Here is a 12,716-nt window from a genome sequence, read left to right on the forward strand (position 1 = left end):
CGATCGCCGTGCGCGACGCGTCCGCGCTCCTCGGCGTCCCGCTCGCGGGACGCGTCACCGGATCCGCCCGCGTGCGCTGGACCAACGCCCTCCCGTTCGCCGCCTCCGGGCACCGCGAGCGCGTGCAGGCCGTCCGCGACGAGGCCGCGGAGCACCCGGGGCTCGAGATCACCGGATCCGCCGTCGCGGGCACCGGACTCGCCTCCGTCGTGGCCGACGCGCAGGCCGCCGCCGCTCGCGTCCTCGACCGCTGATGCGCTCCCCGCGCCGCCCCTGGCCGGGCAGCGCCCGCGCCGCCCGGCCCGACCACGCGGGTGCGCCGGAGGGATACGCTGAACGGGCGTGTGCTGCACGTGCCCCCTCAACGATCGGAGATCTCCCATGAAAGGCAAGCTTCTCTTCGTCGCCGGAGCCGGTGTCGGTTACGTGCTCGGCGCCCGCGCCGGCCGCAAGCGCTACGAGCAGATCCGCACGAACGCCAAGAAGGTCTGGGACGACCCGAAGGTCCAGCGCCAGGTCGACAACGCGGCCGGCTTCGTGAAGGACCACACCCCCGACGTCGCGCACGCGGTCGTCGGCGGCGCCAAGAAGGTCGTCGGCACCGTCACGGGCGGCAAGAAGGACGCCTCCCACGGCTCCACGCCGTCGAGCGCCTCCACCTCGCACTACCCGACCATGGACCCCGCGTCGCCCGAGCCGAACGGCTCCGGCACCACCCGCTGACCCGCCCGCCCATCCCCAGGAGGGAAACCCGCATGACGGATCAGGATCTCAATCCGAAGAGCAAGCGCTCGCTCGTCCGGCTCGTCGCCGACCTGCCGACGCTCATCGTCCAGCTGATCAAGGACGAGATCGAGTCGTTCAAGAACGAGCTCGTCTCCAAGCTCAAGCACGCGGGGATCGGTGCCGGCTTCCTCGTCGTGGCGCTGTTCTTCGCGTTCATCGCGTTCCTGGTGCTCGTCGCCGCCGCGATCCTCGGCCTGTCCGAGGCGTTCTCGCCGTGGCTGTCCGCGCTCATCGTCGCGGGCGTGTTCCTCCTCATCACGGCGGTGCTGGCGCTGCTCGGCATCCGCTGGATCAAGAAGGGCGTCCCGCCGACCCCCGAGGAGACCGTCGACAGCCTCAAGGAGGACGTCGACGCGGTGAAGGGGACGGGCAAGTATGACCACTGACCGCCCCCGCCCCACGGGACCCCGGTCCCGCACCGAGCTGAAGCTCGACATCCAGCACACGCGCGAGGAGATCTCCGCCACGCTCGACGCCCTCGAGGGGAAGCTGAACGTCCGCCGTCGTGCCCGCGAGGGCATCGCCGACCTCCGCCGCCGCATCCGCCGCACGGCCGACGAGGACCCGCTGCTCCTCGTCGCCGTGGGCGTCGGCGCGGTGGTCGTCGTCGGCGGCGTGGTCTGGGCCGTGGCCCGCGCCGCGCGCCGCTGACCCGCCGCACGAGGCGCTCGTCGTGACCGCGGGGGAGCCCCGGCGCCCGCGCCGCCGCACGGCGCCGGAGCCCGGCGAACTCGGGGCCCACCCGCTGCTGCTCCCGGGGGCCGTCGGGCTCGCGGGCTCGCTGCTCCTCCTCGTCGCGTCCTTCGTGGTCGGGCACACGCCCGCCGAGTCGGGCCTCAGCCGGCTGCCCGTCATCGGCGCGCTCCGGGTCTCGGCCCTCGCGACGGGCATCGGATCCGTCGCCGTCGTCGTCGGCGGCGTCATGCTCACCGCCGCCTGGCTGCTCCTGGGGGCGCTGCTCCCGCGCCTCGGCGCGTCGGGCCTCGCGGCCACGCTGCGCCTCGCGGTGCTGTGGTCCGTCCCGCTCCTGCCGAGCGCGCCGCTGTTCAGCCGCGACGTCTACTCCTACATCGCCCAGGGCCGGGTGCTCGCGGCCGGGCTCTCCCCCTACGAGCACGGACCCGCGGTGCTCGACGACTGGCGGAGCACGGGCGTCGACCCGCTGTGGGCCCACAACCCCGCGCCCTACGGCCCGCTCTTCCTCGCCATCGAGCGCGTCATCGGCGGGATCGACACGGCGCTCGGCGTCGAGGCCGCCGTCCTCGCGGCGCGCGGCGTCGCCGTCCTCGGCGTCGTGCTCATGGTCGCGTGCGGCCTGCGGATCGCGCGCCGGCGCCGCATCGACCCGGTCCGGACGGTGTGGTTCCTCGCCGCGAGCCCGCTCGTGGCCTTCAACTTCGTGATGGCCGCCCACAACGACGCCCTCATGATGGGCCTCCTCGTCGCGGGACTGCTCGCGGCCATCGACTCGCGGCCGGTGCTCGGCGTCCTCCTGGTCACGGGCGCCGTGGCCGTGAAGCCCATCGCGCTGCTCGCGCTGCCGATCATCGCCATCGTCCACGCGGAGATGCGCGCGCGCCGCGTCGACGACCGGGCGCCGGCGGGCGTCGCCGTCGACGGGTCCGTGGGCGCGGTGCCGGGCCTCCGCCCGCCGACTCGCGATCCGCGCGTCTGGGCCTCGTGGGTCGCCTCCGGCGTCGCGACCATGAGCCTCCTCGTGCTCGCGGGGGAGCTCCTCGGCGTCGGCCTGGGCTGGATCTCCGCCCTGTCGAGCCCCGTCTCCGTGGTGTCGTGGTTCATGCCGTTCGGCATCGCGGCGGGGGCGATCGGGCCGCTCGTGGAGGCGCTCGGCGGTCCCGGCGGCGCCGTCGAGGGCGGGATCAAGACCGCGGGCATCCTGCTCGGGTTCGCGGGCGCCGCCTGGTGCATCCTCACGACCCGCACGCTCTCCGGCGAGGCGCGCCTCGCGCTGGCCTTCGCGTGCGTCGTCGCGATGTCGCCCGTGGTCTACCCCTGGTACGGCCTGTGGGTGCTCGTCATCCTGGCGGTGGTCGGCATCGCCGACGGCGCGGCCATGTCGCTCGCCGTGTCCGCCACGGTGTTCCTCGTCGGCGTCAACCTGCTGGAGCCCATGGCCGTGGTGCACTCGGTGGCCTCCGGGTGGCCGCGGGTGCTGGTGGTCGCCGTCACGGTCGTGGGCGTCCTCGGGGTGCTCGCGCCGGGGCTGCAGGGACTCGCGGGGACGGATCCGTTCCGGGCCCTGCGCGCGCCGCGCCACCAGTTCTCCGCCGCGCGGCAGCCCCCGGCCTGACGCGGGCGGCCGCGCGGGAATGCGCGCGCCCGCCCGGGACGTTCTCCCGGGACACCACCGACGGGAGCGCGACCATGGACACCGACCTCGACTGGCACGACCTCATCCGCCGCGCGCACAGCGGCTTCGCCGACCGCCTCGGCGCGGTCACCGACTGGGCGGCCCCCACGCCCGACGTCGAGTGGGACGTCCGGGAGCTCGTGTCGCACGTCATCGAGGAGCAGCAGTGGGTGCCGCTCCTCCTCGCCGGCCACACCGCCGAGACCGGGCAGGCCCTCATCCGCGAGCTCGGCGACGACCTGGTGGCCGAGTGGGGCCGCTACTCCCGGGAGGCTCTCGCCGCGTGGCAGGGCGTCGACCCGGAGCGCCCCGTGGTGCTCTCCACCGACCGCGTGCCGGCGCGGGAGTACCTGCGCGAGCAGCTGTCCGACGTCGTCATCCACGGCTGGGACCTCGCCCGGGCGACGGGCGCGGACGAGCGCATCGACGACGAGCTGGTGCGCGCGACGTGGACCGTCTTCGCCCCCCAGAAGGACACCCTGGAGGCCAGCGGGCTGTTCGCGTCGCCCGTGCCGGTCGCGGAGGACGCGCCCCTGCAGGTGCGGCTGCTCGCGCTGACGGGCCGCGACGCCCGGTAGCGCGGGAATGATCTGACGGCCGTCCGGCCGATGCGGGACGGCGTCGCCACGCGACGTACCATGGGGGCATGAGCATCCCGGCTGCCGAGTCGGCGGCATCTCAGGTCCCCCCGATCGACCCCTCCGGTGAGGCGCGTCCCGGTGACGCGTCGACCCCCGAGGCCGGCCCCAGCGGCTACGCCCTCTGGGCCGTCCTCCGCCGCGACCCGCAGCGCCCCGACGACCTCGACGGCCGCGAGGTCCCCGGCGCCGTCGACGAGCTCGACGGCATCGTCGCGATCGTCGAGCGCGAGGGCGTCACCGTCCGCGGGTTCTACGACGTCTCCGGCATGCGCGCCGACGCCGACCTCATGGTCTGGATCCACGGCCCGCAGATGGAGACCCTGCAGTGGGCCTTCCGCGAGATCCGCCGCGCGCGCCTGATCCGCGCGCTCATCCCCTCGTGGAGCGCGGCGGGCGTCCACCGCGACGCCGAGTTCAACCGCAGCCACGTGCCCGGCTTCCTCCGCGGCGAGGAGCCGCGCGACTGGCTGTGCGTCTACCCGTTCGTCCGCTCCTACGAGTGGTACCTGCTCCCGCCCGAGGAGCGCGGGCGCATGCTCGCGCAGCACGGCCGCCAGGGCGCGGCCTTCCGCAGCGTCATCGCGAACACGGTCTCGTCGTTCGGCCTCGGCGACTACGAGTGGATCCTCCCGCTCGAGTCGAACGAGCTCGTCGACCTGGTCGACATGATGCGCGACCTGCGCAACACCGACGCGCGCCGTCACGTGCGCGAGGAGGTCCCGTTCTACACGGGCCGCCGCATCACCACCGCCGAGCTCGTGGAGGTCCTCCAGTAATGGCCGCAGTGAACCTGGGCCGCAAGCCCGCCCCCGCCACCGACGCCCCGCGCGAGCCGGGCGCCCTCGTGTCCGCCGCGAGCCCCGCCGCGCAGCACGGCCCCGCGCACGTCGAGGAGCCCGTCGCGTACGACGCGATCCTCCTGGCGTCGTTCGGCGGCCCCGAGGGCCAGGACGACGTCATCCCCTTCCTCCGCAACGTGACCTCCGGCCGCGGCATCCCCGAGGAGCGCCTCGAGGAGGTCGCGCACCACTACCGCGCGTTCGGCGGCATCAGCCCCATCAACGAGCAGAACCGCGAGCTGAAGGCGGCCCTCGAGGCGCGCCTCGCCGAGCGCGGCATCGACCTGCCCGTGCTCTGGGGCAACCGCAACTGGGGCCCGTACCTCAACGACGCCCTGCGCGAGGCCGAGGAGAAGGGCTACCGCCAGCTCATCGCCGTCGCCACGAGCGCGTACAGCTCGTACTCGTCGTGCCGCCAGTACCGCGAGGACTTCGCGGACGCGCTCGAGGACACCGGCCTGCAGGGCGTGATCCGCATCGACAAGGTCCGCCAGTTCTTCGACCACCCGGGGTTCGTCACGCCGTTCATCGAGGGCACGCGCGACGGCATCCGCGACGTGATCGCGCACCTCGAGGCCGAGGGCGCCCCCGTCGACCTCGCGACCGACGTCGAGATCATGTTCAGCACCCACTCCATCCCGTCGTCGGACGCCGCCAAGTCCGGCCCCGCGGAGCGCGGCTTCGACCAGGACGGCGCGTACGCGGCGCAGCACCTCGCCGTCGCCGAGGTCGTCATGCACGAGGTCCGGAAGGAGCTCGGCATCGACCAGGAGGTGCCGTGGCAGCTGGTCTACCAGTCGCGCTCCGGCCCGCCGTCCATGCCGTGGCTCGAGCCCGACGTGAACGACGCCATCGGCGAGCTGCCCGCCCGGGGCCGCCGCGCCGTCGTCATCGTGCCGCTCGGCTTCGTGAGCGACCACATGGAGGTCAAGTGGGACCTCGACAACGAGGCCACCGAGTCCGCGGCCGAGAACGGCCTGTACTCGGTGCGCGTGCCCACGCCGGGCGTGCACGCCGCGTACGTCGACGGCCTCATCGACCTCGTGCTGGAGCGCCGCGACGGCATGGCGGCCGCCGACCGCCCCCACATGACGGACCTCGGGCCCTGGTACGACGTCTGCCGCACCGGCTGCTGCGAGAACGTGCGGCTGGGCTTCAAGCCCGCCGTCTCCGGGCTGGCACCGTGACGGACGGTCCCACGACGCCGACCCCGCGGACGACGCTGCGCATCGGGACCCGGGGCAGCGCGCTCGCCCTGGCCCAGACGCGCGCGATCGCCGCGGAGATCACCGGCGCGTCGGGACTCGAGGTCGAGCTCGTCCCGGTCACCACGCACGGCGACACGTCGCGCGAGTCGCTGGCGACCCTCGGCGGCACCGGCGTGTTCGCGAGCGCCCTCCGGGAGTCGCTCCTCCGCGGCGAGTGCGACCTCGTGGTCCACTCGCTGAAGGACCTGCCGACGACCCCGTACGCGGGCCTCACGGTCGCGTCCGTGCCCGCGCGCGAGGACCCGCGCGACGTCGTGTGCGCGCGCGACGGCCTCACCCTGGCGACAATGCCGCGCGGCGCGCGCGTGGGCACCGGATCCCCGCGGCGCCGCGCCCAGATCCTCGCCGAGCGCCCCGACCTCGAGGTGGTCGACATCCGCGGCAACATCGACACGCGGCTCTCGCGCGTCACCGCGGGGGACCTCGACGCCGTGATCCTCGCGGCCGCGGGCCTCGAGCGCATCGACCGCATCGACGCCGCCACGGAGCACCTCGAGCTCGACCGCTGGCCCACGGCTCCCGGCCAGGGCGCGCTCGCGCTCGAGATCCGGGCGGAGGACGCGGAGACGCACTCCGAGGTGGGCCGCGCGGTCGAGGCCGTCGACGACCCGTTCACGCACGCGGCCGTCCTCGCGGAGCGCGGCGTCCTCGCCGCCCTCGAGGCCGGCTGCGCCGCGCCCATCGGCGCCTTCGCCACGGTCACCAGCGCCCGCCTCGCCCTCACCGCCGTGGTCTACCGGCCGGACGGCACGCAGCGCATGGCCGCGAGCACCGAGCTCGACACCTCGGGGGTGGAGGTCGCCCAGCTGGGCGCCTACGCCGCCACGCTCTCGGGACCCGTGTCCCGCGAGCTCCTCGACGCCGGAGCGGCCGGCCTCGCGCCGCTGGGAGGGACCCGATGACCTCGACGGACCAGAAGCCCCTGAAGGGCTGGCGCGTGCTCGTGCCCCGCGGCGGGCCGTGGGGCGACGGCGTCGCCTACGACCTCCGCGCCCAGGGGGCCACGCCCGTCGTCGCGCCGATGATCAACTTCGCCGCCACGCAGGACGCGCCGGGCCTCGAGCAGGCCCTCGCCGACCTCGCCGGCGGCACCTTCGACTGGCTCACCGTCACGAGCGCCACGACGGTCGACGTCCTCTCCTCGCACCGGGCCTCCGTGCCGGAGGGCACCCGCATCGCCGCGGTCGGCGAGACCACCGCCGCAGCGCTCGTGGCCGCCGGGTACACCGTCGACTTCGTGCCGTCCATCGACTCCTCCGCCACCGCCCTCCTCGAGGAGTGGACCGAGATGGCCGCCGGGTCCCCGCGCCGCCGCGTGCTCACGCTGCGGTCGGAGATCGCGAAGCCGACGCTCACCGACGGGCTCATCGCCCGCGGCCACGACGTGCGCTCGGTCGTCGCCTACCGCACGGTGGGCGTCCCCGTCAGCGACCGGATCCGGGAGGACGTCGCCTCGGGCCGCGTCCGCGCGATCCTCGTGACCTCGGGCAGCGTCGCGGAGCAGGTGCACGAGCAGCTGGGCGACGTGCCCGAGGGCGTGCTCATCGCCTGCATCGGCCCGCGCACCGCGAAGGACGCCCGCCGCTCCGGCGTCCGCGTCGACGTGGTCGCGCCCGAGCGCTCGGCCGCCTCGCTCATCCAGTCCCTCGTCGACATCGCCCGCCAGGAGGAGCCGCGCACCGACAGCGCCGCCATCGCCGGCCTCGCCGACCTCCTCGATCGGAGCACCACCGAATGACGTCCCCGTACTACCGTCCGCGCCGCCTCCGCACGTCGCCCGCCATGCGCCGCCTGACAGCGGAGACGCGCCTGCACGCCGCCGACCTCGTGCTGCCGATGTTCGTGCGCGAGGGCCTGGCCGACCCGCAGCCCATCTCCTCCATGCCGGGCGTCTCCCAGCACTCGCTCGACAGCCTGCGCCGTTCGCTCGTCGAGGCCGCGGAGTCGGGCATCGGCGGCGTGATGCTGTTCGGCGTCCCCGCGGTCCGCGATGCGGAGGGCTCGGGCGCCAGCGACCCCGACGGGATCCTGAACGTCGCCACCCGGGTTGCCGTCGAGGAGGTCGGCGACGCGCTCGTCGTGCAGACCGACCTGTGCCTGGACGAGTTCACCGACCACGGCCACTGCGGCGTCCTCGACGCCCACGGCGTGGTCGACAACGACCGCACGCTCGACCGCTACCGCGCCATGGGCCTCGCGCAGGCCGAGGCCGGATCCCACCTGCTCGGCCTCAGCGGCATGATGGACGGCCAGGTCGGCGCGGTCCGCGAGGCCCTCGACGACGCCGGGCACCACGACGTCGCGATCCTCGCCTACGCGGCCAAGTACGCCAGCGCCTTCTACGGCCCGTTCCGCGAGGCGGTGGACTCGCAGCTCGTCGGCGACCGCCGCACGTACCAGATGGACAACGGCAACCGCCGCGAGGCGCTGCGCGAGGTCGAGCTCGACATCGAGGAGGGCGCCGACGTCGTCATGGTGAAGCCCGCCATGAGCTACCTCGACATCCTCGCCGACGTCGCCGCGTCGAGCAGCGTGCCCGTCTGGGCGTACCAGATCTCCGGCGAGTACGCGATGATCGAGGCCGCCGCGCAGAACGGCTGGATCGACCGCGAGCGCGCCATCGAGGAGAGCGTCCTCGGCATCAAGCGCGCCGGAGCCGACGCGATCCTCACCTACTGGGCGGTCGAGCTCGCCGAGCGCCTCGCGCGGCGCTGAGCCCGCACCCGCCCGAGAACAGCACCGGCGCCGGATCCCCTCCGCCGCCCGAACCGAGCGCGACGCCACCGCGCACCGAAGGACTCACCGTGACCCACTCCCAGGACCTCTTCGACCGCGCACGCGACGTCATCCCCGGCGGCGTCAACTCGCCCGTCCGCGCGTTCGGATCCGTCGGCGGCACGCCGCGCATGATGGTGCGGGCGTCGGGTCCGTACGTGACCGACGCCGACGGCGTGGAGTACGTCGACCTCGTCAACTCGTGGGGTCCCGCGATCCTCGGCCACGCCCGCCCGGAGGTGGTGCGGGCGGTGCAGGACGCCGCCGCCCTCGGCCTCGGCTTCGGCGCCACCACCCCCGCGGAGACGGAGCTCGCCGAGCTCGTCACCGAGCGCGTGCGGGTCGCGGGCGTGGACGGATCCCCGGACCGCCGCCCCATCGAGAAGCTCCGGCTCGTCTCGACCGGCACCGAGGCCACCATGACCGCCATCCGCCTCGCCCGCGGCTTCACCGGCCGCGACCTGCTGGTGAAGTTCTCCGGGCACTACCACGGCCACTCCGACAGCCTCCTCGCGGAGGCGGGCTCGGGCGTCGCCACCCTCGCGCTGCCGGGCTCCGCGGGCATCCCCGAGGCCATCGCCGCGCAGACGATCGTGGTCCCGTACAACGACCTCGACGCCGTCCGCGCGGTCCTCGCCGAGCACGGCCCCCGCATCGCCGCCGTGATCACCGAGGCCGCCGCCGCGAACATGGGCGTCGTGCCGCCGCTGCCCGGGTTCACCGCGGAGCTCGCGCGCCTCACCCACGACAACGGGTCGCTCCTCATCTCCGACGAGGTGCTCACCGGCTTCCGCGTGCACCCGGCCGGCTACTGGGGCCTCGACAACGCCGGGCTGGCGGCCGACCACCCGGACGCGTGGACGCCCGACCTCGTCACCTACGGCAAGGTCATCGGCGGCGGCCTGCCCGTCGCGGCGCTCGGCGGCCGCGCGGACGTCATGGACCACCTCGCGCCCCTCGGCCCCGTCTACCAGGCCGGCACCCTCTCCGGGAACCCGGTCGCGGTCGCCGCGGGCCTCACGACGCTGCGCCTCGCCGACGCCGACGTGTACCGCGCGCTCGACATCGCCGCCGACATCCTCATCTACGCGGTCGAGCTCGCCTTCGACCGCGCGGGCCTCGCCTACTCCGTGCAGCGCGCGGGCAGCCTCTTCAGCTTCACCTTCGGCACCCCGCCCGAGCGCGGGATCGTCGACTACGCGACCGTGCAGGCGCAGGAGACCTGGCGCTACCCGGCCTTCTTCCACGCGATGCTCGACCAGGGCGTCAGCCTGCCGCCGTCGGTCTTCGAGGCGTGGTTCGTGTCGGCCGCCATGGACGAGGCGTCGCTCGACCGCGTGATCCGCGCCCTGCCCGCCGCCGCCCGCGCCGCCGCCGACGCGACCCCGCCGGCCTAGCCCGGGCTCCTCGTCGGCGCCGTCGGACCCCTCGGCGCCGTCGGACCCGTCAGAGCGTGATGGCCGCGAAGCGCTCCAGCTCCACCCAGCCGTCGCGTCCGTCCGCGGGCGTCCCCGGGCGGGCGGTCGCCGGGACGCCGAGGCGGTCGGCCTCCGCCAGCTGCGCCACGTCGAAGCCCGTGAGCGCGCCGATCTCCGCCACCGCCACCTGGTAGGTGCGGTACGGCCCGAGCTCCGGGGCGTCCGGGGTCGCCGTGGCCCGGTCGAGGTCGCCGAGCTGCGGGGCCTGGTCGAGCAGGTACCCGGTGGCCGCGAGGCCGTCGTCCGCGGCCCAGGCCGCGATCTTCCAGAACATGAGCGGGATCCGGACTCCGCGGTACACGGGGTCGTCCTCCGAGAAGACGGGGCCGGTCAGCACCGTCATGCGCCGGTCGCCGAGGTCGGCGTTCTCCAGCACGTAGTCCTCGAGCCCCAGCCACAGCTCCTTCGACTGGTTGAACTCGGCCGCCTGCGGCGCGGCGTTCGTGTACGCGAAGGTGTCCGCGCTCGCGCGGGCGGCCTCCGCGATGTCGCCCCACACCGGGTCCCGCCGGCGCACCAGGTGCCCGCGGTCGATGTCGTTGCGCGCGTACAGCTCCGGGCCGCACTGCTGGTCCTCCGGCAGGCGCGGATCCAGGTGCCAGTCGTCCGTGCGCTCCACGTCCACGAGGCGCCCGCCGTCGATGTTCACGGCCGTGAGCGCGGCGAGCCTCCGGTCGGTGTCCATGAGCACGGTGAAGTGCCGGTAGTCGAGCTGCACGGGCCGCGCGTCGGCCGGGGCCTCGGGCAGCGGGAGCGGGATGGGCAGGAAGTCGAGGTCATAGCCGTCCATGCCCGGAGCCTATTCCCGGCCCCGGACGCCCGACCGGGCTGCGGGGCGGACGCCCAGGGGGCGGCGCGGGATGGATGCTGCCCGGCGGTCAGGCGCGACGCAGCGGCGCGGTGGTCCGGCCGCGGGCGAGCTCGGCGAAGACGTCGGTCGTGAGCCGGTAGGCATGCTCGACCTCGGCGACGACGCGGGCGCGCTCGTCGTCGTCCCAGGGCACCTGGTCGAGGGCCTCGCGGTAGGTGCCGCAGAACCGACGCGGCTCCGCGATCTCGGCGAAGAGGTAGAGGCCCACGCCGTTGGTGTCGAAGCCGAACTGGCGCTGCAGGAGCGTGCGCAGCAGGCGCCCGCCGGACAGGTCGCCGAGGTAGCGCGTGTAGTGGTGCGCGATGAAGCCGCCGACCCACACGGAGGCGACCGTCTCGATCCGCTCGACGTAGGCCGCCGTGCTGGCGAGCGGACGGACCACGTCCCGCCAGTCGGCGCCGACCAGGAAGTCGAGGTCGGCCTCGATGGCCGGGAGGCGCGTGAGGTGCGGGTCGATGAAGCGCGCGGCGACGGGATCCGCCGCCATGCGCTGCGTCGCCGCCTCGATGGCGCGGTAGATGAAGTAGTGCTGGGCGACGAGGGCCACGTAGTCGTCGCGGCAGCCGCGGCCGGTCACCAGCGCCGTCATGAACTCGTCCGCGTCCTGGCTCTCGGCGCGCGGTCGTGCGCGGTCGCGGAGGGCCTCGGTGAGGGGGACGACGGTCATGATGTAGGTGAGCCTAACCTCATCCGCCGCCCCGGCGGAAGGGCGTGCCGCGAGCCCCTGGGGGACCGTCGGCGGGGTCTCAGGAGGCGGCGGCGAAGAACACGAGGCCGAGCAGCGGCGGCACGCCCTGGATCAGCGCCGGGAGCAGGTACTTCTTGCCCGTGCTGGCGATGATGATCGAGGCGAGCACCATGCACGCGGTCGTGAACAGCACGAGCGTGAGGCCGGCGGGCACGTTGCCGACGAAGTAGAGGATGAGGCCGAGGCCCGCGCCGAGCGCGAGGAACAGGTTGTAGAAGCCCTGGTTGTAGGCCCAGGGCTTGATGATGCGGGCCTTCTCCTGGTCCTCGACGCCGAAGCGCCCCCACGCGAACGGCTTCTCGAACCAGACGCTCTCGAGCAGGAAGAAGACGACGTGCAGCAGGGCCGCGAGTCCGACGAAGATGGTTCCGGTGGCGGCGACCGCGGTCATGTTCCCTCACTCCGGCGGCAGCGTGCCGCATCGCGCCCAGGCTAGCGCGGGCCGCGCTCCCGCGAGCGCGCGGACGGCGGCGGGCCGGGCGTCAGGAGCGGACGTCGACGACCACGCGTCCGCTCGAGGCGCCCGAGAGGATCCGCTCGCCGGCGGCGACCGCCCCGCCGAGCGGCACCGTCGTCGTGATCGCGTCGAGGAGCGCGGGGTCGAGGTCGGTGGCGAGCCGCGCCCACGCCTCGCGGCGGAGCGCGGCGGGCGCGTCCACCGAGTTGATGCCGGCGAGCGTCACGGCGCGGAGGATGAACGGCAGCACGGTGCCCGGCAGGTCGGGGCCCTGCGCGAGGCCGGCGGCCGTGACCACGCCGCCCCACCGGGTCTGCGCGAGCACGTTCACGAGCGTCGCGCTGCCCACGCTGTCGACCGCGCCCGCCCAGCGGATGCGCTGCAGCGGCTTGCCCGGCTCGCCGAGCTCACCGCGGTCGATCACGTCCGCCGCGCCGAGCGCCCGCAGCCGGTCGCCGAGCTCGTCGACGCGGCCGGTGGAC

General features: G+C 74.6%; 14 protein-coding genes and 2 pseudogenes. 12 read left to right on the forward strand and 4 right to left on the reverse strand.

Translation table 11 applies throughout. The features are described 5' to 3' along the window. The 12 genes and pseudogenes from Q6969_RS07530 to Q6969_RS07585 all read left to right on the forward strand — a co-directional run. Positions 1-254, forward strand: a pseudogene (locus Q6969_RS07530) (protoporphyrinogen oxidase); the annotation flags it as partial. A 127-nt stretch (positions 255-381) separates the two neighbouring features. Next, positions 382-723, forward strand: a complete 342-nt coding sequence (locus Q6969_RS07535) for a YtxH domain-containing protein (protein WP_317229877.1) — start codon at positions 382-384, stop codon at positions 721-723. A gap of 32 nt (positions 724-755) precedes the next feature. Continuing rightward, positions 756-1,172, forward strand: a complete 417-nt coding sequence (locus Q6969_RS07540; RefSeq protein ID WP_094115037.1) for a phage holin family protein — start codon at positions 756-758, stop codon at positions 1,170-1,172. Continuing rightward, positions 1,162-1,437 (forward strand): DUF3618 domain-containing protein, encoded by a 276-nt coding sequence (locus tag Q6969_RS07545; RefSeq protein WP_317229878.1) that lies wholly within the window; start codon positions 1,162-1,164, stop codon positions 1,435-1,437. The genes Q6969_RS07540 and Q6969_RS07545 overlap by 11 nt, the downstream gene beginning before the upstream one ends. Positions 1,438-1,459: 22 nt before the next feature. After that, complete coding sequence (mptB, locus tag Q6969_RS07550; RefSeq protein ID WP_317229879.1) at positions 1,460-3,097, forward strand: polyprenol phosphomannose-dependent alpha 1,6 mannosyltransferase MptB; 1,638 nt, start codon at positions 1,460-1,462, stop codon at positions 3,095-3,097. Between the two features lie 74 nt (positions 3,098-3,171). Beyond that, positions 3,172-3,735, forward strand: a complete 564-nt coding sequence (locus Q6969_RS07555; RefSeq protein WP_317229880.1) for a TIGR03086 family metal-binding protein — start codon at positions 3,172-3,174, stop codon at positions 3,733-3,735. 68 nt (positions 3,736-3,803) lie between these two features. Further along, complete coding sequence (gene hemQ, locus Q6969_RS07560) at positions 3,804-4,574, forward strand: hydrogen peroxide-dependent heme synthase (protein WP_317229881.1); 771 nt, start codon at positions 3,804-3,806, stop codon at positions 4,572-4,574. Next, entirely contained in the window at positions 4,574-5,824 is a 1,251-nt protein-coding gene (locus tag Q6969_RS07565) for a ferrochelatase (protein WP_317229882.1), read from the forward strand. The genes hemQ and Q6969_RS07565 overlap by 1 nt, the downstream gene beginning before the upstream one ends. Next, on the forward strand, positions 5,821-6,807 hold the full coding sequence (gene hemC / locus Q6969_RS07570) for a hydroxymethylbilane synthase (protein WP_317229883.1): 987 nt from the start codon (positions 5,821-5,823) through the stop codon (positions 6,805-6,807). Before Q6969_RS07565 ends, hemC begins: the two co-directional genes overlap by 4 nt. After that, positions 6,804-7,643: a uroporphyrinogen-III synthase gene (locus tag Q6969_RS07575; protein ID WP_317229884.1), complete on the forward strand. Its 840-nt coding sequence runs from the start codon at positions 6,804-6,806 to the stop codon at positions 7,641-7,643. The genes hemC and Q6969_RS07575 overlap by 4 nt, the downstream gene beginning before the upstream one ends. Next, positions 7,640-8,620 (forward strand): porphobilinogen synthase, encoded by a 981-nt coding sequence (hemB, locus tag Q6969_RS07580; protein WP_317229885.1) that lies wholly within the window; start codon positions 7,640-7,642, stop codon positions 8,618-8,620. The genes Q6969_RS07575 and hemB overlap by 4 nt, the downstream gene beginning before the upstream one ends. A gap of 89 nt (positions 8,621-8,709) precedes the next feature. Further along, the gene (locus Q6969_RS07585) at positions 8,710-10,077 is read left to right on the forward strand and encodes a glutamate-1-semialdehyde 2,1-aminomutase (protein ID WP_317229886.1); all 1,368 of its coding nucleotides are present in this window, start codon (positions 8,710-8,712) and stop codon (positions 10,075-10,077) included. A 49-nt stretch (positions 10,078-10,126) separates the two neighbouring features. Here Q6969_RS07585 and Q6969_RS07590 read toward each other — a convergent pair whose 3' ends face one another. The 4 genes and pseudogenes from Q6969_RS07590 to Q6969_RS07605 all read right to left on the reverse strand — a co-directional run. Beyond that, on the reverse strand, positions 10,127-10,948 hold the full coding sequence (locus tag Q6969_RS07590) for a DNA/RNA non-specific endonuclease (protein ID WP_317229887.1): 822 nt from the start codon (positions 10,946-10,948) through the stop codon (positions 10,127-10,129). A gap of 88 nt (positions 10,949-11,036) precedes the next feature. Next, complete coding sequence (locus tag Q6969_RS07595) at positions 11,037-11,696, reverse strand: biliverdin-producing heme oxygenase (RefSeq protein WP_317229888.1); 660 nt, start codon at positions 11,694-11,696, stop codon at positions 11,037-11,039. Positions 11,697-11,775: 79 nt separating this feature from the next. Next, complete coding sequence (locus Q6969_RS07600; RefSeq protein WP_317229889.1) at positions 11,776-12,168, reverse strand: DUF1304 domain-containing protein; 393 nt, start codon at positions 12,166-12,168, stop codon at positions 11,776-11,778. 91 nt (positions 12,169-12,259) lie between these two features. After that, a pseudogene (locus Q6969_RS07605) lies at positions 12,260-12,716 on the reverse strand (oxidoreductase); the annotation flags it as partial.

The sequence above is a fragment of the Clavibacter sp. MX14-G9D genome, from assembly GCF_032917815.1.
Lineage (GTDB): Bacteria > Actinomycetota > Actinomycetes > Actinomycetales > Microbacteriaceae > Clavibacter > Clavibacter michiganensis_K.